Source organism: Pseudomonas sp. R5-89-07 (assembly GCF_003851685.1).
In the GTDB taxonomy this organism is placed as follows: domain Bacteria; phylum Pseudomonadota; class Gammaproteobacteria; order Pseudomonadales; family Pseudomonadaceae; genus Aquipseudomonas.
Genome location: NZ_CP027727.1, coordinates 3,530,231 through 3,548,556 on the forward strand (window position 1 = coordinate 3,530,231; position 18,326 = coordinate 3,548,556).

Here is an 18,326-nt window from a genome sequence, read left to right on the forward strand (position 1 = left end):
TTTTTATTGGCCGCGGTGTTGGCCGATCAGTACTGGTTGGGCTCCATCTCGAGCTCTACCCCGAAACGTTCGGCGATATCCCGCTGGATACGCAGCGCCAGGTTGGCAATGTCACGGCCGCTGGCCGCGCCATAGTTCACCAGCACCAGCGCTTGCATTTTATGCACGCCGGCATCGCCATCGCGAAAGCCCTTCCAACCCGCCTTGTCGATCAGCCAACCGGCGGCGAGCTTGGTCTGCCCGTCTGCCTGTGGGTAGGCCACCAGGTCCGGATACTGGCCTTTCAGTTCGGCAGCCAGGGCCTGGGGTACCAGCGGATTTTTGAAGAAACTGCCGGCATTGCCCAGCTCTGCCGGGTCTGGCAATTTTTCGCGACGAATACTGCAAATCGCCCGGCTTACGTCCGTCGGCGTAGCGTCGGTAATCCCCTGCCCGGCCAGGCGCTGCTGCACCGGGCCGTAGTCGAGTTTCAGGTGGCTGGCGCGGCTCAGGGCAAAACGCACGCGCAGGATCAACCAACGCCCGACTTCATGTTTGAACAGGCTGTCGCGGTAGGCAAACCTGCATTCCTGCAGGCTGAAGTCCCGCAGTTCTCCGGTCTGGCGGTCCAGCGCAGTGAGGCCGGCAAACACGTCCTTGATCTCAACGCCGTAGGCACCGATGTTTTGCATGGGCGCCGCCCCCACCGTGCCCGGAATGAGGCTGAGGTTTTCCAGGCCGCAAAAACCCTGCTCAAGGGTCCATAGCACAAAGGGGTGCCAGGCTTCGCCCGCTTCAGCCTCGACCACCACGTGCACGCCGTCGTCGTGCAGCACGCGAATACCCTGGGTCGCCATGCGCAATACCAGGGCAGGCACATCCTGGGTCAGCAGCAGGTTGCTGCCGCCCCCGATCACCAGCAATGGCACACCGTGCGCCTCGGCGTAGGCCAGGGCTTGCTGCACATCGGCATCACTGCGGGCCTCGGCAAACAGTTGGGCGCGTACATCGATGCCAAAGCTGTTGAAGGGTTTGAGCGATACCTGCGCCTGTACTTGCAAGGTCATAACCGCCCCTTCAATTCGATCACCAATAAATCACAGGCACGCTCGATCAGGTCCAGGACCCGCTCAAAACCTTGTTCGCCTTCGTAGTAAGGGTCTGGCACCTCGTCCACTTCGCCATCGAAACGCTGCAGGAACAAATCCAGCTGTGCCTTGCCCTGCGCAGGCTGCATGGCCTTGAGGTTGCGCAGGTTGCTGTGGTCCATGGCCAGGATCAGGTCGTAACGCGCAAAGTCGGCGCGGGAGACCTGTTGGGCACGCTGGGATGACAAGTCATAGCCCCGCGCCAGGGCCGCACGTTGGCTGCGCTGATCCGGAGGATTGCCCACATGCCATTCCCCCGTCCCTGCTGACGCCACCTCGATCTGGTCGGCCAAACCAGCGTCGCGTAACTTGTGGCGCAAGATGCCTTCGGCAGTGGGCGAACGGCAGATATTGCCCAGGCAGACAAACAGGACCTCCATCAAGCCCCCAGCAGGCGACGAACGCGCTCGAGATCTTCCTGTGTATCGACGCCTGCAGGCGGCGCTTCCAGCGCATCACCCACGTGGATACGCACGCCGTGCCACAGGGCCCGCAGTTGCTCCAACGACTCGGTGTTTTCCAGCCAGCACGGGCCCCAGCTGACAAAGTCATGCAGGAAACCGGCGCGATAGGCGTAGATGCCGATATGACGGCGATATGGCACACCTTCCGGAAGTACGCCGGGGTTGCTGGCAAAGGCATCCCGTGCCCAGGGCAGCGTCGAGCGGCTGAACGTCAGGGCCAGGCCGTTGATATCGCTGACGACCTTCACCACGTTCGGGTTGAACAAGGTTTCGCTGTCTTCGATCGGTTCGGCCAGGGTCGCCATGCGCGCTTCGCCATGGGCCGCCAGGTTGGCGGCGACCTGGTCGATGACGCTGGGCGGGATCAACGGCTCGTCACCTTGCACGTTCACCACGATGGCGTCGGGCGCCAGGCCCAGTTGCGTGGCCACTTCGGCCAGGCGGTCGGTGCCGGAATTATGGTCTTCGCGGGTCAGCACGGCCTCGGCGCCGAACCCTTTGCAGGCTTCGATGATACGCGGGTCGTCGGTGGCCACCACCACCCGTTCAGCGCTGCTTTTGCAGGCCTGTTCCCACACCAGCTGGATCATCGGCTTGGCGCCGATCATTTGCAGCGGCTTGCCCGGCAGGCGGGTCGATGCATAGCGCGAGGGAATCACCACGGTGAAGGCGGTACTCATTTATCCAGGCGCTCGTCGGTCGTCAGGGTGCGGGCTTCGCTTTCCAGCATCACCGGAATGCCGTCACGAATGGGGTAAGCCAGGCCGGCACCTTTGCTGATCAGCTCGGTTTTGTCGGCGCTGAGCTTGAGCGGGCCTTTGCAGATCGGGCAAGCAAGGATGTCGAGCAATTTGGTGTCCATGAGTAATTCCTGGAGATAAGCGGTTCAAGGCAAAAGACGGTTGGGCAGCAAGCGCATCAGCTGCGTGTCGAACCAGGCGACAAACGCTGGCGACGGTAGCGCATCCACCGCAAGGTACCACCAGTCGGGCCGGGCGAAGGCGCGGCACTTCACCGCGTCCTTTTCAGTCATGACCAGTGGCAATAGCGGTGTGAAATTCAACACCTCGGCGCTGTAGGGCGCGTGGTCGGCAAACCCATGGGGAATCGGCTGCCAGTGTAGCGTTTCGAGGGTATTGAAGAAACGTTGCGGGTTACCGATACCGGCAACCGCGTGCACCGGTTGGCCTGCCGGAAAATAACTGACCGGCTGTCGCTCGCCGCTCTGCAGGTTGACCAGCGCCGAAGGCTGCAGGCGGAAGGCAAAGCCGTCTTCGCGGTCCGAGGCGGCACCGTTATACAGCAGCGCATCGACGCTGTGCAGGCGCTCCACCGGCTCGCGCAACGGCCCGGCCGGCAGGCAGCGGCGATTGCCCAGGCCACGGGCTGCATCGATCAGCACCAGTTCGAGATCGCGGGCCAGACGGTAGTGTTGCAGGCCGTCGTCGGAAAGGATCAGGTCCAGGGTTTCGCTGGCCAGCAGCGCTTGTACCGCACGGCTGCGATCCGGGTCGATCATCAACGGTACACCGCAGCGCTGCACGATCAGCAAAGGCTCGTCGCCGGCCACTTCGGCACTGTGGCTGGCCTCGACCCGCCATGGCAAGTGTGGCGGCTTGGCGCCATACCCACGGCTGACCACGCCTACGCGCAGCCCACTGCGCCGACAGTGCTCGATCATCCACAGGATCAGCGGCGTCTTGCCAGTACCGCCTACGGTGATATTACCCACCACCACAACCGGTACTGGCGCCTGGTAGATAGTGCCCTCACCCGCCAGGAAACGCGCACGCTTGCGCTGCACCACCCGGCGATACAAAGACTCCAGCGGCCGTAACAGCGTGAGGGCCGGATGCCCCTCGTACCAGGCCTTGAGCAAACGATCGGACATGGCCATCAGGGTGGGCTCGCCGCCTCGACAGTGGTCATGCGCAGGTGGCTGAAGCCGAGTTTGCCGGCAGCGTCCATCGCGGTGATCACAGCCTGGTGCTGGGTCTTGCCGTCTGCACTGATCGACAGTGGCATGCTGGTGTCACCCCCGGATTCCTTCTGCAAGGCGCCCATCAAGCTGGCCAGGTCGTTCTTTTCGAGCAACTGGTTATTCACCGAAAACACCCCGTCGGCGCTAATGGCGATGTCCAGCTGCTTGACCTGCTGGTCTTCGGCTGGCGAGCCGCTCACCGCTTCGGGCAAGTCGACACGCAGCTGGGTTTCCCGGGTGAATGTGGTCGTGACGACAAAGAACAGCAGCAGGATAAACACCACGTCAATCAGTGACGCGAGGTTGATATCGACGTTTTCCCGTTGCTTGCGGCGAAATTTCACGCTTTGCCCTCGACCAGGTCCACATCACGGTCGCCCTGCACCACCTCCACCAGCTTGATGGCTTCCTGCTCCATGCCGACCACCAGTTCATCGATGCGCCGTTGCAGGAAACGGTGGAAGAATACCGAAGGGATACCCACCATCAGGCCCGCGGCCGTGGTGATCAAGGCCTTGGAAATACCACCGGCCAGCACGGCGGCGTTGGTGGTCATGCCCGAGCCCATGAACGAGCTGAAAATGTCGATCATGCCCAGCACCGTGCCCAGCAAACCGAGCAGCGGCGCCATGGCGGCAATGGTGCCGAGGGCGTTGATGTAGCGCTCCAGTTCATGGATCACCCGCGCAGCGGCTTCCTCGATGCACTCTTTCATGATCTCGCGACCATGCTTGGAGTTGGCCAGGCCGGCGGCGAGGATTTCACCCAGCGGCGAATTGGCGCGCAGCTCCTTGAGTTTCTGTTTGTCGAGCTGCTTGTTCTTGATCCAGCCCCAGACTTGCCCCAGCAAGTGCTCGGGGGTGACGCGACTGGCGCGCAGGGTCCACAGGCGTTCGGCGACGATGCCGAGTGCGGCAATGGAACTCATGATGATCGGCAACATCATCCAGCCGCCGGATTTGACCAATTCCCACACAGTGAATGCCCCCTCGAAAAAGTGCGCCACTTTATCATATAGGTTAAGCGGCGGGGTTCGTCGGCCACAGACCAGACCGTCGCAGCCCGCCGTGTTTGGTAACGCCGAATTACGGTAACGGTTCGCGCCAGAACCTGCGTTGACTACGCGCAACAACGGCTGGTTGGAAGGCCCCCAATTGAACACGCACCGCACCTTGTTCGGCGCTGTCATATATCCGGCTGCCCAGGGCCTGATAGCGCTCCAGCACTTGTGAATGGGGATGACCGAACGCGTTACCCCTGCCTCTGGAGATCAGCACCGACTCGGGCGCAAGCTTCTGCACAAAGGGTCTGGATGAAGAGCTGCGGCTACCATGATGGGGCGCTTGCAGCCAATCGGTGGGCACCGCCAATGCTGTATCAAGCAGTGCGCGCTCCGCCGCACGGTCGATATCGCCGGTGAGCAGCAGCCGTTCGCCGTTGGCCACCACCTGCAACACACAGGATTTCGAGTTGCCACTTACGGCGTCAGGCCACTGCCATAACACGAACGACACGCCATCCCACTCCCATCGCTCGCCGCTGACACAAGGCTCAGTCTTCAGAAAATCCGGCAATCCCTCGGTTTCGCCACCTACCACACGCCTGATGGGCAAGCCGCGGGCAACAGCTGCCGCGCCACCGGCATGATCGGCGTCGGCATGGCTCAGCAGCAGCATGTCCAGCCGCTCTATGCCGGATTTTTTCAGCGACGGTAAGACCACCCGCGCGCCCTGGTCGACCGGCCCTGAACGAGGCCCCGCATCGTAAAGCAAGGCATGATTGCGGGTGCGCAGGATCAGTGACTGCCCCTGGCCGACATCCAGCTGTACCACCGTCACCTGCCCATGGGGGAGTGGCTGCCTGGGTGGAAACACCGCCAGCAACAGCATCGGCCAGCCCAGCAAGCGGAACGGCACCCCCTTGGGCAGCAGCAACAGCACCGCGCCCGCCAAGCTGACCAGCCAATAAGCCAGCGGCACCTCAGCCGGGGTCCAGGCCGGCAACTGCCCAGCCAGCAGAGCGAGGCCCTTGAACCACACCTCCAGCGCTCCACCGGCCAGCCAGAGCAGGCCCTCGCCGGCCAGCGGCACCCACAGCAACGCGGTGCCCAGCAGCGCCAACGGCAATACCACCAGGCTGATCCACGGCACGGCGAACAGGTTGGCCACAGGCGCAGTGAGGCTAATGGGTAATCCCAGCACCAGCAGCAATGGAAACAAGCCGACGGCAATCAGCCACTGGGGGCGCGTCCATACCTGCCAGACACTCCATGGCCCCAGCCGTCCGCCGAACGCCAGGACCAGGACCGCAACCGCCGCAAACGACAACCAGAAGCCCGGTTGCAGACTGGCCAGCGGCTCAAGCAGGAGTACGCCGTTGAATGCCAGCAACAACGGCCACCAGGCGCCCAGATGCCGAAAGCGCAGCCGCCATAGCAACACCAGGCCAACCATTACGCAGGCCCGCTGCACCGGCACGCCGAAACCGGCCAGCAGGCCATAACTCAACGCTGCGACAAAGGCCAGGCCGCACGCCCAGGGGAGCCATGGCAGGTTTCGTGGCCAGCAGCCAAACCGTGCCATCGCGGCCACCAGCCCATAGATCAGCCCGGCCAGCAAGCCGATGTGCTGGCCGGAAATGACCAACAAGTGCACGGTTCCGGTGTCTTGCAACACCTGCCAATCCTCAGCTTCCAGCCCGGAACCATCCCCCAGCACCAGCGCCGCGACGGCGGCTTCATGGGCTTGCGCATCGGTCGCCAGCAGGCGTTGGCGCAGGCTGTCGCGCCACGCGTGGCGGGCCGGTGCCAGGCGCTCACCGTCTTTCACCGAGCCCGTAGCGCCAATGCGCTGCGCCAACAGCCAGGCCTCGTGGTCGAAACCGTGAAAATTGAGCAGACCGGACGGCCTTTTAAGCGTGACAGCCAGGCGCCAGCGCTCCCCACTGCGCACCGCCGGCCCGCCGTGCCAGGACACGCGAATGCGCTTGGGCAGCCTGGCTTTGCGCGACCGGCTGTCGGCCAATTCAAAGCGCACGCCCGTGTCTGTCTGCTGGGGCAACCCCACCACGCGCCCTTCCAACCAACGCGTCTCGCCGTCCAGCGCCGGTCGCAATCGATCATCCAGCGCCCACTGCGCGCTGATGCAAGCCCAGCTCAAACCCAACAGGAAAAACGCCAGCGGGTAAGTACGAAACGGCAATAGCATCAAGGCCAGCACCAACATGGCCAACAGCCAACCGGTGGGCGGCAACGTGGGTAGAAAACGCAGGGCCAGCAACCCCAGCGCAAGCGCGCACATCCCTGTCCTCATGGATCATTCCTTTCGATGATCCATTCAGTCTTAGTCGGGGTTCCCAGCGGCGCCTTTGATGTTTTGTCACAAAGTCTGAATTATCTGTTTATAGAATGCGCGCATACTTGCCCCTCGAACTGACCTGGACCCCTTATGCCCCGGCGCTTATTCAAACGGTACATGCCCGACCCCAGCAGCATCAGGGAACACAAGTCATTACAGTTTCTTGGCACCCTGCTGCATGACCCGAACCTCTGGCACCTCAACCGGCATTCGGTAGCCCGCGCCATGGCCGTGGGCTTGTTCGCCGCGTTTATCCCTATTCCCTTGCAAATGTTGCTGGCCGCGGTCCTGGCGATTGTGGTGCGCGGCAACATGCCGATTGCCGTCAGCCTGGTGTGGCTGACCAACCCGATCACCATGCCGGTGGTGTTTTTCTGCACCTATATGACCGGCGCCTGGCTGATGAATGTGCCGCCGCGCAGCCTGCCGGACAACCTCACCTGGGAATGGATCAGCGGCGAGCTGAGCACGATGTGGCAACCGTTCCTGCTGGGGTCGGTGGTCAGTGGATTGGTGCTGGGCGCCTTGGCCTATTGCCTGACCATGGGGTACTGGCGCTGGTGGGTTGCGCACCAGTGGAAGAAACGCAAACTGCGCCGACGCTGATGGCTACCGCGCAGGCAGACGCAGATGTATACGCAGGCCCTGGCCGGTGTTTTCTGCCCATAGAAGTCCGCCCTGACGCTGGACAGCGTTGCGCGCAATGCTCAAGCCCAGGCCGAAGCCGCCGTCGCCGGGCCGTGAACCGTCCAGCCGGGTAAAGGGCGCGAAGATACGTTCCAGGTCGGCCTCATCGATGCCGGCCCCCTGATCTTCCAGCCAGACATGCCAGTGTTCGCCCTCGCGCACGCCGTCCACTGTGACCCTTCCCTGATCCGGAGAGTGGCGTATTGCGTTGCGCAGGATGTTTTCCAAGGCCTGGGCCAGTGCATTGAGATTACCGCGCACCCAGCACTGCGTTGGCAATAAGCACAGCAAGCGCGATGCCGGCCAGCCGCTTTCAAAACAGGCGTTCTCGCGCAGCATGTCCCACAGCGCCGGCAGTTGAATGTCTTCCTGGGGCAACGGCGCCCTGTCGCTGTCGAGCCAGGCCAGTTGCAGGCTGTCTTCAACCAGGCGCTGCATCGCGTCGATTTCCCGATTCAGCCGTTCGCGCAACTGCGCCAGATCCTGCTCGCTGTCACAGGCCACGCGCAGGCGGCTCAAGGGCGTGCGCAATTCATGGGACATGTCCCGCAGCAACTGTTGCTGCAACTGCACAGTGCCCTGCAAGCGTTCGGACATATGGTCGAAGGCGCGTCCCAGTTCACCCAACTCGTCCTGGCGACTGGTCGCGTCCCCGGACATCCGTGCATTCAGTTGATCGGCACGCCAGGCATTGGCCTGCTCGCGCAGTTGATTGAGGGGCATGATCAGCAGTCGATACAAGCCAATGCACAGCAATAAGGTAAACAACCCGGGAATCACGCCGTTGGTCATGACGCGCCAGAATAATTGATAGCGCCCCGGCATAAAGCGCTGGGGCAACTCGATCACCAGTGACCCGGCATCGGGATCGACGGGAAAGCCGATCTTCAACCAGGGCAGGCCTTTGGTATGACGGCTCACCGGCCAGTCCAATCCGCGCAAAAAGGTCAGCCGCTGGCTTTCCTTGTCGCTCAGCGGTGCGCTGCCAAGGGATTGCAGGTCGTTGCCGATCACACCCAGCCAGGTGGTTTCGCGGTCATTCATATGCTGCAGCCAGGCATCCACCCCGGCGCTGCCCTGGGTGCTCCAGGCCAACTCGGCTCCCGCTGCATAGCCGCGCAGCGTAGCGCGGGCCTCTTCAGAGAGGTACGCACTTTGCTGCTCCATGTAGCGGCCCCAGGACCAACTGAGCCAGATCATCAGCAAACAAAAGGCGATCAGCAGGCACGCCAGCTTCCAGAACAACGAGTGCCTGCTCGGCAGCCGCTCAAAGCCCTTCATCGTGACCGCTCAACACATAGCCCTTGCCCCACACCGTGCGCACTTCGCGCTCGGTGTAGCCGAGCGCCTTGAGCTTGCGGCGAATCTGGCTCACGTGCATGTCCAGGCTGCGGTCGTGCGGGGCATAACCGCGCTGCAGCACGTGCTGATAAAGGAAGGCTTTGCTGAGGACTTCTTCAGCATTGCGGTGCAGGGTTTCCAACAGACGGTATTCACTGCGCGTCAGGCCGGCCCAGTGCGCCTGGTAGCAGACATCGCAGCGCTCATCGTCAAAACCGAGCAGATGCGCATCCTCACGCAAGGGCGCAAGGCTCGGCTGGGGGCGACGATCCAGGGCCACCCGGCGCAGAATGGCTTCGATGCGTACGCGCAGCTCAACCATACTGAACGGCTTGGGCAGATAATCGTCCGCACCCAAGCGAAAGCCGCTGATACGGTCGGCTTCGGCGCCCAGGGCCGACATCAGGATCACGGGCATGGCATGGCTTTGGCGCAAGTGCGTCAGCACCGAGAGCCCATCCAGCCCTGGCAGCAGAACGTCCATCAGTATCAGGTCAAACGCCCGGTCGCGTGCCAGTTGCAAACCTTGCTGGCCATTCTGACACCAGGTGACCTCAAAGCCACAGCGGCCCAGGTGCTCATGCACGTAGGCGCCCAGCACGGGGTCGTCTTCGATGGTCAGGATACTGGGTAGGCCAACGGCTGCGGGATTCATTAGCGTCTGCAAGTCATTCTCAATGACTGATTATTCAAGATTAAAGTGTTACAGGCAATCGCCGTCCGCCGCCGAATGGCCCGAAGATTGCCCTGCGTCATTAATTTACGAGATTCCTGCCGGCGCAAATGGCTACACTGCGCAGGTGGCGCGGGCCGGATGCCCGCGTGGATGATTGATATCAATGTGGTAGCAGGAGAGTGGCGTGCTTAGAAGAATGGGGATAAAAGGCCGCGTACTGTTGCTGACTTTATTACCGACCAGCCTGATGGCCCTGTTGTTGGGGGGCTATTTCACCTGGATGCAGCTCTCCGAGCTTCAAACCCAATTGCTGCAACGCGGTGAAATGATCGCCGAGCAATTGGCGCCGCTGGTCGCGCCCGCCCTCAGCAGCAGGAACGCCGACCTGCTGGAACGCATCGCGACCCAATCCCTTGAACAACCCGATGTGCGCGCAGTGTCGTTCCTGGCACCGGATCGCTCTTCCCTGGCCCATGCCGGCCCGACCATGCTCAATCAACCGCCCACCGGCAACAGTTCACACCTGCTGCAGCGTACCGGCAATGATGCCACTCGTTATCTGATGCCCGTGTTCGGCCGCCATCGCAACCTGGCGGGCGAGGTAATTCCGGATGAGTCCGACCGCCTGTTGGGCTGGGTCGAGGTGGAACTGTCCCACAACGGCATGTTGCTGCGCGGCTATCGCAGCCTGTTCGCCAGCCTGCTGCTGATCGCCATCGGCTTGATCTGCACGGCGGCACTGGCGCTGCGCATCAGCCGCACCATCAATTCGCCGATCGGCCTGATCAAGCAAGCCGTGGCCCAGCTCAAGGACGGCAATCTGGAAACCCGCCTGCCACCCTTGGGCAGCCAAGAGCTGGATCAATTGGCCTCGGGCATCAACCGCATGGCCGAAACCCTGCAAAATGCCCAGGAAGAATTGCAGCACAGCATCGACCAGGCCACCGAAGACGTGCGCCAGAACCTGGAAACCATCGAGATCCAGAACATCGAGCTGGACCTGGCCCGCAAGGAAGCCCTGGAAGCCAGCCGGATCAAATCGGAATTCCTGGCCAACATGAGCCATGAGATCCGCACGCCGCTCAACGGCATCCTAGGCTTCACCCATCTGCTGCAAAAAAGTGAGCTGTCGCCACGCCAGCTGGACTACCTGGGCACCATCGAAAAATCCGCCGACAACCTGTTGGGCATCATCAACGAAATTCTCGACTTCTCGAAGATCGAGGCCGGCAAACTGGTGCTCGACAGCGTGCCGTTCAACCTGCGCGACTTGCTGCAGGACACCCTGACCATCCTCGCCCCCGCCGCCCACGCCAAGCAGCTCGAACTGGTCAGCCTGGTCTACCGCGACACGCCGCTGGCGCTGGTGGGCGACCCGCTGCGCCTCAAGCAGATCCTGACCAACCTGATCAGCAATGCGATCAAGTTCACCCGCGAAGGCACCATCGTTGCCCGGGCGATGATCGAGGATGAGCAGGAAGACAGCGTACAGTTGCGCATCAGTGTGCAGGACACCGGCATCGGCCTGTCCAACCAGGACGTGCGCGCCCTGTTCCAGGCCTTCAGCCAGGCAGATAACTCACTGTCGCGCCAGCCGGGTGGCACAGGCCTGGGCCTGGTGATTTCCAAGCGTTTGATCGAACAGATGGGCGGCGAAATCGGCGTCGACAGCACGCCGGGCGAAGGTTCGGAGTTCTGGATCAGCCTGAACCTGCCCAAGACCCGCGACGACGTCGAAGACCTGCCCAGCGCGCCGCTGCTCGGGCGCCGCGTGGCCGTGCTGGAGAACCATGAGCTGGCGCGCCAGGCCCTGCAGCACCAGTTGGAAGACTGCGGCCTGGAAGTGACGCCGTTCAATACCCTGGAAAGCCTGACCAACGGCATCACCAGCGCGCACCAGACCGAACAGGCGATAGACTTGGCGGTGCTCGGCGTCACCGCCAACGACATCCCGCCCGAGCGCCTCAACCAGCACCTGTGGGACCTCGAACACCTGGGCTGCAAGGTGCTGGTACTGTGCCCGACCACCGAGCAAATGCTGTTCAATCAATCGGTGCCCAACCCTAACAGCCAGTTGCAGGCCAAACCCGCTTGTACGCGCAAGCTGCGCCGCGCGTTGGCCGACCTGATCAGCCCGCGCCCTTCGCGCAGCGAGCCAGGTGAGCCGTTGTCCAGCCGTGCGCCGCGCGTGCTGTGCGTGGACGATAACCCGGCGAACCTGTTGCTGGTGCAAACCCTGCTTGAAGACATGGGCGCCAAGGTCCAGGCCGTGGAAAGCGGCTATGCGGCCATTGACGCCGTCAAGCAGGAAACTTTCGACCTGGTGCTGATGGACGTGCAGATGCCCGGCATGGACGGGCGCCAGAGCACCGAAGCGATTCGCCAATGGGAAAGCGAACGCCATGGCACGCCACTGCCGGTGGTGGCCCTCACCGCCCATGCCATGGCCAATGAAAAACGTGCGCTGCTGCAAAGCGGCATGGACGATTACCTGACCAAACCCATCAGCGAGCGGCAGCTGGCCCAGGTGGTGCTGAAATGGACCGGCCTGGCCCTGCGCAACCAGGGGCCGGAGCGCGTCACCGAAGGCCTTGGCCCAGGCGTGCAATTGCTGGTGCTGGACCATGAGGAAGGCCTGCGCCTGGCCGCCAACAAGGCGGATCTTGCCGCCGACATGCTCGCCATGCTGCTGGCCTCCCTGGAAGCCGATCGGCTGGCGATTACGGTCGCTCGTGAAGCCAACGACAACCACGCCCTGATCGAGCGCGTCCACCGCCTGCATGGCGCCACTCGCTACTGCGGCGTGCCGCAATTGCGCGCGGCCTGCCAACGCGCCGAAACCCTGCTCAAGCAGGACGACGCCAAGGCCATGGCCGCATTGGATGAGCTGGACATGGCGATCGCGCGATTGGCCAGTGAGGCGCGGGTCAGCGCCTGACCCGATTTTTATGGCCGCCGCTCAACCCTGTGGGAGGGGGCTTGCCCCCGATTGCAGTGTGTCAGTCGCAATATTCGTAACTGATACACCGCTATCGGGGGCAAGCCCCCTCCCACATTCAGCTCGCATTTTTTCAATTCGCAAATTGCAGGGAGCTTTTTAATGCGCGTGATTCTTTTCAGCAGCCAGGCCTACGACCGTGACAGTTTTCTCGGCGAACCGCGCCCTCAGGGCATCGAGCTGCAGTTCCAGCCCGCCCGCCTCAACCTCGACACCGTCGCCCTGGCCCAACAGCACGAGGTGGTCTGCCCCTTTATCAATGATGACCTCAGCGCCCCTGTGCTCGAGCAACTGGCCAAGGGCGGCACCCGCCTGATTGCGTTGCGCTCGGCCGGCTATAACCATGTCGACTTGCCGGCCGCCAAACGCCTGGGCCTGAGCGTGGTGCGCGTACCGGCCTACTCGCCCCACGCCGTGGCCGAACATGCCGCGGCCCTGATCCTGGCCCTTAACCGTCGCCTGCACCGCGCCTACAACCGCACCCGCGATGGCGATTTCAGCCTGCACGGGCTCACCGGTTTCGATCTGGTCGGCAAGACCGTCGGCGTGGTCGGCACCGGGCAGATCGGCGCCACCTTCGCCAAAATCATGGCCGGCTTCGGCTGTCAGTTGCTGGCCTACGACCCCTTCCCCAATCCGCAGGTCCAGGCCATGGGCGCGCGCTACGTGAGCCTGCCCGAATTGCTCGCCGAGGCGCAGATCATCAGCCTGCATTGCCCGCTGACCGCCGACAGCCAGCACCTGATCAACACCGACTCCCTGGCGCACATGCAACCGGGCGCCATGCTGATCAATACCGGCCGCGGCGGCCTGGTCCACACGCCGGCACTGGTTGAAGCGCTCAAGAGCGGCCAGCTCGGTTACCTGGGCCTGGATGTGTATGAGGAAGAGGCCCAGCTGTTTTTCGAAGACCGTTCGGACCTGCCCCTGCAAGACGACGTGCTCGCCCGCCTGCTGACCTTCCCCAATGTGATCATCACCGCGCACCAGGCCTTCCTGACCCGCGAGGCACTGGCGGGGATTGCCGGCACTACGCTGGCCAATATTGCGGCCTGGACCGAGGGCCGTGCGCAGAACCTGGTCGAGGGATGATCAGCGGTCACATACCGGGCTCATGATGAGCCAGCACCCGTGATAGGATGCCGCGCCTATTTGGAGGATCCATGGCCGAACACGATTTCCGCTTCAGCTTGCTGAGCCCGCAACACACCCTGATCGAATGCCGCGCCCTGGTGCCTGGCCGTTATCAAGTCACCGGCAATGGGGGCTCGATCAAGCATGGCGACGTGCTGATCGTCACCTTGCGCGGCAGTAAAACCCTGTCGATGCGCCTGACCGTGGAAGGTGATGCGCGTTACTCCATCCGCCCGGCGGGCCAATGGGTCGCCATGGCCCAGGGGCCGAAATTCGGCGAGCTGGAGATTCACACCTGGAAGGTCAATTGCGACAGCTGCGACAGCGTGCTGGAGTTCGAATTCGCGGTGGAAACCAAGCTCACCAAGGAACCGCTGCAACCGGCCGCCAATGCGCGCATCAAAGAGCTCGGCTGGGCCAGCGAAGGCGAAACGCACCGTTGCCCGAAATGCCAGCGGGCCGCGCAATGAAGCGCCTGTTGCTGCTCGCCGCCGTGGGTGCGGCTTTGGGTGGTTGCGCCGGTGATGCAGTCAAGCTCAAGCAGGATCACAGCTACGTGGTGGAATGGATCGGCGAGCGGCCCTTGATGGACTACGCGCACCTGACCGTCACCCTCGGTGCCGATGGGCGCGCCTATGGCAACGGCGGCTGCAACCACTGGTTTGCGCCGTACACCCTTGAAGGCAACTCGCTCAGCTTCGGCCCGATCGGCAGTACCCGCAAACTGTGCGCCGAGGCGTTGATGGAGCAGGAGCACCGCTTCTTCCAGGCCCTGCAAGGCGTACAGCGCTGGGACATCTCACCGATCGAGCAGACCCGCTTCTGGCCCGCCGACGGCAAGCCGATTCGGCTGTGGCTCGAAGAAGGCTGATATCCCCAGTCGCTGAATCAATGGGGATCCAAATGTGGGAGGGGGCTTGCCCTCGATAGCGGTGTGCCAGTCAATGCATTAGTTGACTATTACATGGCAATCGGGGGCAAGCCCCCTCCCACATTTGCTTTTGAGGCGTTGTCTTAACCGCGCAGCGCCTTGAGCTTGGCCAATACCCCTTGCGCCGTCTGCTCACCCATCAGTTGCTCACGCACCTTGCCCTTGTCATCGATGATGTAGGTCACCGGCAGCGCCTCGCTGCGGGGAATATCGAAGATCGCTTCGGGGTTCTGCGCCAGTACGGTGAACTTGATGCCCAGCTTGTCGCTGGCCGCTTTGAGCTCTTCACCCTGCACATTGTCGAAATTGACCCCGAACACGCCTACGTTCTGCGCTTTGAGCTGCTCGGCCAGGGCATTGAGTTCGGGAATTTCCGTGCGGCACGGGCCACACCATTCGGCCCAGTAGTTGACCACCAGCCACTGCTTGTCGAGGCGTTCGGCCGGGACTTTCTGGCCGTACTGGTCCACGCCGTAATCGTTACCGCAGCCGCTGAGCAGCAGGGTTGTGATGATCGCCAATGCACCGATCAGTCGCCTTGTCATGGGGTAATCCTTCGTAAAAATGAACGTTGGCTGCGACCTATCGCCTCTTACGGTTTAAGGACGGCCCGCAGCGCAGGTAGAATACCCGCCACCTTACGCAAGATGCGACCCGCACATGACCGATCTGACGCTTTATCACAACCCGCGCTGCTCGAAATCCCGCGGTGCGCTTGAACTGCTCGAAGCCCGGGGCTTGACGCCCACTGTGGTGCGCTACTTGGAAACCCCACTGAACGCTGCGCAAATAAAGGCCCTGCTGGCCAAACTTGGCCTGGGCGCGCGCCAATTGCTGCGCACCGGCGAAGAGGAATACAAAAGCCTCAACCTGGCCGACGCCGGCCTCAGCGAAGCGCAACTGATCGCCGCCATCGCCGAGCACCCCAAGCTGATGGAACGCCCGATCCTGGAAACCGCTGATAGAGCCATTATTGGCCGTCCGCCGGAAAACGTACTGGAGATTCTGCCGTGACGACGTCCTATGTGCTGGTGTTGTATTACAGCCGCAATGGCTCGGTCAGCGAAATGGCCCGGCAGATTGCCCGCGGTATCGAGCAAGGCGGCATGGAAGCCCGGCTGCGCACAGTGCCGGCGATCTCCACCGAGTGCGAAGCCGTGGCGCCGAGCATCCCCGACGAGGGCGCCCTGTATGCCAGCCTGGATGACCTGAAAAACTGCTCGGGCCTGGCCCTCGGCAGCCCGACGCGTTTCGGCAACATGGCCGCGCCGCTCAAGTATTTCCTCGACGGCACCAGCAACCTGTGGCTCACCGGTGCCCTGGTGGGCAAACCCGCCGGTGTGTTCACCTCCACCGCCAGCCTGCACGGCGGCCAGGAAACCACGCTGATGTCGATGCTGCTGCCGCTGCTGCACCACGGCATGCTGATCACCGGCCTGCCCTACAGCGAACAGGCGCTGCTCGACACCCAGGGCGGCGGCACGCCCTATGGCGCCAGCCACCACGCCGGGCCTGACGGCAAGCGCATGCTCGACCCCCATGAAATTACCCTGTGCCGCGCCCTGGGCCTGCGCCTGGCCAAAACCGCCACGCTGCTGGAGAACGGCCGTGGCCAGGAAGCCTAAGGTACTGCCGCCCCAGGCTTGGCTGGAACCGCGGGTCAAGTTTGCACGCGCACTGAGCCTTCTGGCGTTTTTCGCCCTGGTCGGCTTGTTGTGCGTGTACTACCTGTTCGTGGCCGACCTGCACGGGGCGCGTCCGTGGGTGATCCTGCTGATCGAACTGGTGCCGCTGCTGGTACTGGCGCCGGGCATGATCATGGGCAGCGCGCGCGGGCATTCGTGGATGTGCTTTGTGGTGAACCTGTACTTCATCAAGGGCGCACTGGCGGCGTATGACCCGAACCGGCAAGGGTTCGGGGTGCTGGAGATGGCGGCGAGCCTGGCGCTGTTTTGTACGGCGTTGTTGTATGTGCGTTGGCGGCATCAGTTGAATCGGCGGTTGGCGGTTGAGCCACTGCCCACCTGATCACATCCCACAGAATGCCGGCACATGGTCAGTGATTGACTGTGTAGGCCAGCATCATCGACAACTGGCACATCGGCCGCCCGCTCTCGGCATGCCACTGGTTGAACGCCCCCTGCACGGTCGCCAGGTCGCGCAGGCTGGTGGGCGCCTTGTCGACGATCTTCTGTGCATTCAACGCTGCTACCACGTCATAGCTCGGCACGAAGGTGTCCTTGCCCACCATGCGCAAAAAGCGCGGCGCTGACAGGCCGCCGAGCTGGTGGCCGTGCTTGCTCAGGTACTTCCACAGCCCGACGATATCGGTGACCGGCCACTCGGCGACAAACGCACCGAAGCTGCCCTTCTCCTGCTCGATATCCAGAATCATCTGCGCATTGCGCGGCACGCTCTTGAGCTTGCCCAGGTGGCGAATGATGCGTGTGTCCTGCATCAGCCGCTCCAGGTGCTCGGCGCCCATCAGCACGACCTTTTCCGGGTCGAAACCGAAGAACACCTGTTCGAACGCCGGCCACTTGGCGTCCACCACGCTGTGCTTCAACCCGGCACGGAACACGCGCAGCGCCAGGGTCGACAGGTAGCGGTCATCGCTGATCTTGCGCAGTTGCGCCGGGGTCTTGGGTACCGGCAGATGGGCTTCCAGTTCGGCTGCTGAACCGAAGCGGTTCAAACAATATTCGTGCAGCCACTTGTAATCGCGCATGCCCTCTCCTGGCAGTTGAAATGAAAACGGCGCCCGTAAGCGCCGTCTTTCAGAGCGTTATTGGGCGTTAGAGGTTCACTACATTGACGAAACGCGATGCGGCGGTTTCATCGATTTTAAGGCTCGTGAAGTCAAACAGGTTGCGGTCGGCCAATTGCGACGGGATCACATTCTGCAGGCTGCGGAAGATGCTTTCGGTGCGCCCCGGCGTCTTGCGTTCCCAGTCCAGCAGCATGTCCTTGACCACCTGGCGCTGCAGGTTTTCCTGGGAGCCGCAGAGGTTGCACGGAATGATCGGAAATTGCTTGAAGTCCGAATACGCCTGAATGTCCTTCTCGTTGCAATACGCCAGCGGGCGGATCACCACGTTGCGCCCGTCATCGGCGCGCAGCTTGGGCGGCATGGCCTTGAGCGAACCGTTGAAGAACATGTTCAGGAAGAAGGTCTCGACGATATCGTCGCGATGATGCCCCAGGGCCATCTTGGTTGCGCCGATCTCGTCGGCAAAGGTATAGAGCGTGCCACGCCGCAGGCGTGAGCACAGCGAGCAGGTGGTCTTGCCTTCGGGAATCAGCTGCTTGACCACCGAATAGGTGTCTTTCTCGACGATGTGATATTCAACGCCCAGTTCCTTGAGATAGGCCGGCAGCACATGTTCGGGAAAACCCGGCTGCTTCTGGTCCATGTTCACAGCGACGATCTCGAACTTGATTGGCGCAACCTTTTGCAGGTGCAGCAGCACGTCGAGCAAGGTGTAGCTGTCTTTGCCGCCGGAGAGGCAAACCATCACCTTGTCGCCCTCCTCGATCATGTTGAAATCGGCGACGGCTTCACCGGCCAGGCGACGCAGGCGTTTTTGCAGTTTGTTCTGATTGACCGTAAGAGTGCCCATGGCGCTTGGAT

21 protein-coding genes are annotated in these 18,326 nt (G+C 62.4%); 8 read left to right on the forward strand and 13 right to left on the reverse strand.

Going from position 1 to position 18,326, the window contains the following annotated elements; translation table 11 throughout:
- Positions 1 to 26: 26 nt before the first annotated feature.
- The 8 genes from murB to C4J94_RS16115 form a co-directional block, all read right to left on the reverse strand.
- Entirely contained in the window at positions 27 to 1,046 is a 1,020-nt protein-coding gene (gene murB, locus C4J94_RS16080; protein ID WP_124387090.1) for a UDP-N-acetylmuramate dehydrogenase, read from the reverse strand.
- Positions 1,043 to 1,507 carry a low molecular weight protein-tyrosine-phosphatase gene (locus C4J94_RS16085; RefSeq protein WP_124387091.1) on the reverse strand — a complete coding sequence of 155 codons (465 nt, stop codon included), beginning with the start codon at positions 1,505 to 1,507 and terminating at the stop codon, positions 1,043 to 1,045. Before C4J94_RS16085 ends, murB begins: the two co-directional genes overlap by 4 nt.
- Complete coding sequence (gene kdsB / locus C4J94_RS16090; RefSeq protein ID WP_124387092.1) at positions 1,507 to 2,271, reverse strand: 3-deoxy-manno-octulosonate cytidylyltransferase; 765 nt, start codon at positions 2,269 to 2,271, stop codon at positions 1,507 to 1,509. The genes C4J94_RS16085 and kdsB overlap by 1 nt, the downstream gene beginning before the upstream one ends.
- Positions 2,268 to 2,453: a Trm112 family protein gene (locus tag C4J94_RS16095; protein ID WP_003174668.1), complete on the reverse strand. Its 186-nt coding sequence runs from the start codon at positions 2,451 to 2,453 to the stop codon at positions 2,268 to 2,270. The genes kdsB and C4J94_RS16095 overlap by 4 nt, the downstream gene beginning before the upstream one ends.
- A gap of 24 nt (positions 2,454 to 2,477) precedes the next feature.
- Complete coding sequence (gene lpxK / locus C4J94_RS16100; protein ID WP_124387093.1) at positions 2,478 to 3,488, reverse strand: tetraacyldisaccharide 4'-kinase; 1,011 nt, start codon at positions 3,486 to 3,488, stop codon at positions 2,478 to 2,480.
- Entirely contained in the window at positions 3,488 to 3,916 is a 429-nt protein-coding gene (locus tag C4J94_RS16105) for a biopolymer transporter ExbD (RefSeq protein WP_124387094.1), read from the reverse strand. The genes lpxK and C4J94_RS16105 overlap by 1 nt, the downstream gene beginning before the upstream one ends.
- Positions 3,913 to 4,548: a MotA/TolQ/ExbB proton channel family protein gene (locus C4J94_RS16110; RefSeq protein WP_122676958.1), complete on the reverse strand. Its 636-nt coding sequence runs from the start codon at positions 4,546 to 4,548 to the stop codon at positions 3,913 to 3,915. Before C4J94_RS16110 ends, C4J94_RS16105 begins: the two co-directional genes overlap by 4 nt.
- A 109-nt stretch (positions 4,549 to 4,657) precedes the next feature.
- Entirely contained in the window at positions 4,658 to 6,883 is a 2,226-nt protein-coding gene (locus C4J94_RS16115) for a DNA internalization-related competence protein ComEC/Rec2 (protein ID WP_256657539.1), read from the reverse strand.
- Between the two features lie 135 nt (positions 6,884 to 7,018).
- On the opposite strand from C4J94_RS16115, the gene C4J94_RS16120 reads away from it, so the two are divergent.
- On the forward strand, positions 7,019 to 7,534 hold the full coding sequence (locus C4J94_RS16120) for a DUF2062 domain-containing protein (protein ID WP_124387095.1): 516 nt from the start codon (positions 7,019 to 7,021) through the stop codon (positions 7,532 to 7,534).
- 3 nt (positions 7,535 to 7,537) lie between these two features.
- On the opposite strand, the gene C4J94_RS16125 is transcribed toward C4J94_RS16120, so the two are convergent.
- Together C4J94_RS16125 and C4J94_RS16130 are read right to left on the reverse strand one after the other, a co-directional pair.
- Positions 7,538 to 8,896, reverse strand: a complete 1,359-nt coding sequence (locus C4J94_RS16125) for a sensor histidine kinase (protein ID WP_124387096.1) — start codon at positions 8,894 to 8,896, stop codon at positions 7,538 to 7,540.
- Positions 8,883 to 9,611 (reverse strand): response regulator transcription factor, encoded by a 729-nt coding sequence (locus C4J94_RS16130; protein WP_124387097.1) that lies wholly within the window; start codon positions 9,609 to 9,611, stop codon positions 8,883 to 8,885. The genes C4J94_RS16125 and C4J94_RS16130 overlap by 14 nt, the downstream gene beginning before the upstream one ends.
- A gap of 205 nt (positions 9,612 to 9,816) precedes the next feature.
- Here C4J94_RS16130 and C4J94_RS16135 point away from each other — a divergent pair, with 205 nt between their 5' ends.
- From C4J94_RS16135 to C4J94_RS16150, 4 genes are all read left to right on the forward strand, one after another.
- The gene (locus C4J94_RS16135) at positions 9,817 to 12,570 is read left to right on the forward strand and encodes a response regulator (RefSeq protein ID WP_124387098.1); all 2,754 of its coding nucleotides are present in this window, start codon (positions 9,817 to 9,819) and stop codon (positions 12,568 to 12,570) included.
- A gap of 162 nt (positions 12,571 to 12,732) precedes the next feature.
- Complete coding sequence (locus C4J94_RS16140; protein ID WP_124387099.1) at positions 12,733 to 13,722, forward strand: 2-hydroxyacid dehydrogenase; 990 nt, start codon at positions 12,733 to 12,735, stop codon at positions 13,720 to 13,722.
- A gap of 71 nt (positions 13,723 to 13,793) precedes the next feature.
- Positions 13,794 to 14,234, forward strand: coding sequence for a hypothetical protein (locus C4J94_RS16145; protein WP_124387100.1), 441 nt, complete (start codon positions 13,794 to 13,796; stop codon positions 14,232 to 14,234).
- On the forward strand, positions 14,231 to 14,635 hold the full coding sequence (locus C4J94_RS16150) for an META domain-containing protein (RefSeq protein ID WP_124387101.1): 405 nt from the start codon (positions 14,231 to 14,233) through the stop codon (positions 14,633 to 14,635). The genes C4J94_RS16145 and C4J94_RS16150 overlap by 4 nt, the downstream gene beginning before the upstream one ends.
- 143 nt (positions 14,636 to 14,778) lie before the next feature.
- On the opposite strand, the gene C4J94_RS16155 is transcribed toward C4J94_RS16150, so the two are convergent.
- A complete protein-coding gene (locus C4J94_RS16155; protein ID WP_124387102.1) occupies positions 14,779 to 15,240 on the reverse strand; it encodes a TlpA disulfide reductase family protein in 462 nt (153 codons plus the stop codon).
- Between the two features lie 115 nt (positions 15,241 to 15,355).
- Here C4J94_RS16155 and arsC point away from each other — a divergent pair, with 115 nt between their 5' ends.
- From arsC to C4J94_RS16170, 3 genes are read left to right on the forward strand one after another with little or no spacing between them, the layout of a single operon-like run.
- A complete protein-coding gene (arsC, locus tag C4J94_RS16160) occupies positions 15,356 to 15,709 on the forward strand; it encodes an arsenate reductase (glutaredoxin) (RefSeq protein ID WP_124387103.1) in 354 nt (117 codons plus the stop codon).
- Positions 15,706 to 16,320 (forward strand): NAD(P)H:quinone oxidoreductase, encoded by a 615-nt coding sequence (gene wrbA, locus C4J94_RS16165; RefSeq protein WP_124387104.1) that lies wholly within the window; start codon positions 15,706 to 15,708, stop codon positions 16,318 to 16,320. The genes arsC and wrbA overlap by 4 nt, the downstream gene beginning before the upstream one ends.
- Positions 16,304 to 16,723, forward strand: coding sequence for a DUF2069 domain-containing protein (locus tag C4J94_RS16170; protein ID WP_124387105.1), 420 nt, complete (start codon positions 16,304 to 16,306; stop codon positions 16,721 to 16,723). Before wrbA ends, C4J94_RS16170 begins: the two co-directional genes overlap by 17 nt.
- Before the next feature lie 28 nt (positions 16,724 to 16,751).
- On the opposite strand, the gene C4J94_RS16175 is transcribed toward C4J94_RS16170, so the two are convergent.
- Together C4J94_RS16175 and ttcA are read right to left on the reverse strand one after the other, a co-directional pair.
- Positions 16,752 to 17,423, reverse strand: coding sequence for a DNA-3-methyladenine glycosylase I (locus C4J94_RS16175; RefSeq protein WP_124387106.1), 672 nt, complete (start codon positions 17,421 to 17,423; stop codon positions 16,752 to 16,754).
- A gap of 67 nt (positions 17,424 to 17,490) precedes the next feature.
- A complete protein-coding gene (ttcA, locus tag C4J94_RS16180) occupies positions 17,491 to 18,315 on the reverse strand; it encodes a tRNA 2-thiocytidine(32) synthetase TtcA (protein ID WP_124387107.1) in 825 nt (274 codons plus the stop codon).
- Between the last annotated feature and the right edge of the window lie 11 nt (positions 18,316 to 18,326).

Excerpts from the sequence above, each read along its gene's own strand:
- C4J94_RS16125 (WP_124387096.1), bottom strand. The coding sequence starts at position 8,896 with ATGAAGGGCTTTGAGCGGCTGCCGAGCAGGCACTCGTTGTTCTGGAAG.
- C4J94_RS16140 (WP_124387099.1), top strand. The coding sequence starts at position 12,733 with ATGCGCGTGATTCTTTTCAGCAGCCAGGCCTACGACCGTGACAGTTTT.
- C4J94_RS16120 (WP_124387095.1), top strand. The coding sequence starts at position 7,019 with ATGCCCCGGCGCTTATTCAAACGGTACATGCCCGACCCCAGCAGCATC.
- murB (WP_124387090.1), bottom strand. The coding sequence starts at position 1,046 with ATGACCTTGCAAGTACAGGCGCAGGTATCGCTCAAACCCTTCAACAGC.
- lpxK (WP_124387093.1), bottom strand. The coding sequence starts at position 3,488 with ATGGCCATGTCCGATCGTTTGCTCAAGGCCTGGTACGAGGGGCATCCG.
- ttcA (WP_124387107.1), bottom strand. The coding sequence starts at position 18,315 with ATGGGCACTCTTACGGTCAATCAGAACAAACTGCAAAAACGCCTGCGT.
- arsC (WP_124387103.1), top strand. The coding sequence starts at position 15,356 with ATGACCGATCTGACGCTTTATCACAACCCGCGCTGCTCGAAATCCCGC.
- C4J94_RS16115 (WP_256657539.1), bottom strand. The coding sequence starts at position 6,883 with ATGAGGACAGGGATGTGCGCGCTTGCGCTGGGGTTGCTGGCCCTGCGT.
- C4J94_RS16155 (WP_124387102.1), bottom strand. The coding sequence starts at position 15,240 with ATGACAAGGCGACTGATCGGTGCATTGGCGATCATCACAACCCTGCTG.
- C4J94_RS16150 (WP_124387101.1), top strand. The coding sequence starts at position 14,231 with ATGAAGCGCCTGTTGCTGCTCGCCGCCGTGGGTGCGGCTTTGGGTGGT.
- C4J94_RS16145 (WP_124387100.1), top strand. The coding sequence starts at position 13,794 with ATGGCCGAACACGATTTCCGCTTCAGCTTGCTGAGCCCGCAACACACC.
- C4J94_RS16085 (WP_124387091.1), bottom strand. The coding sequence starts at position 1,507 with ATGGAGGTCCTGTTTGTCTGCCTGGGCAATATCTGCCGTTCGCCCACT.
- kdsB (WP_124387092.1), bottom strand. The coding sequence starts at position 2,271 with ATGAGTACCGCCTTCACCGTGGTGATTCCCTCGCGCTATGCATCGACC.
- C4J94_RS16095 (WP_003174668.1), bottom strand. The coding sequence starts at position 2,453 with ATGGACACCAAATTGCTCGACATCCTTGCTTGCCCGATCTGCAAAGGC.
- C4J94_RS16130 (WP_124387097.1), bottom strand. The coding sequence starts at position 9,611 with ATGAATCCCGCAGCCGTTGGCCTACCCAGTATCCTGACCATCGAAGAC.
- C4J94_RS16175 (WP_124387106.1), bottom strand. The coding sequence starts at position 17,423 with ATGCGCGATTACAAGTGGCTGCACGAATATTGTTTGAACCGCTTCGGT.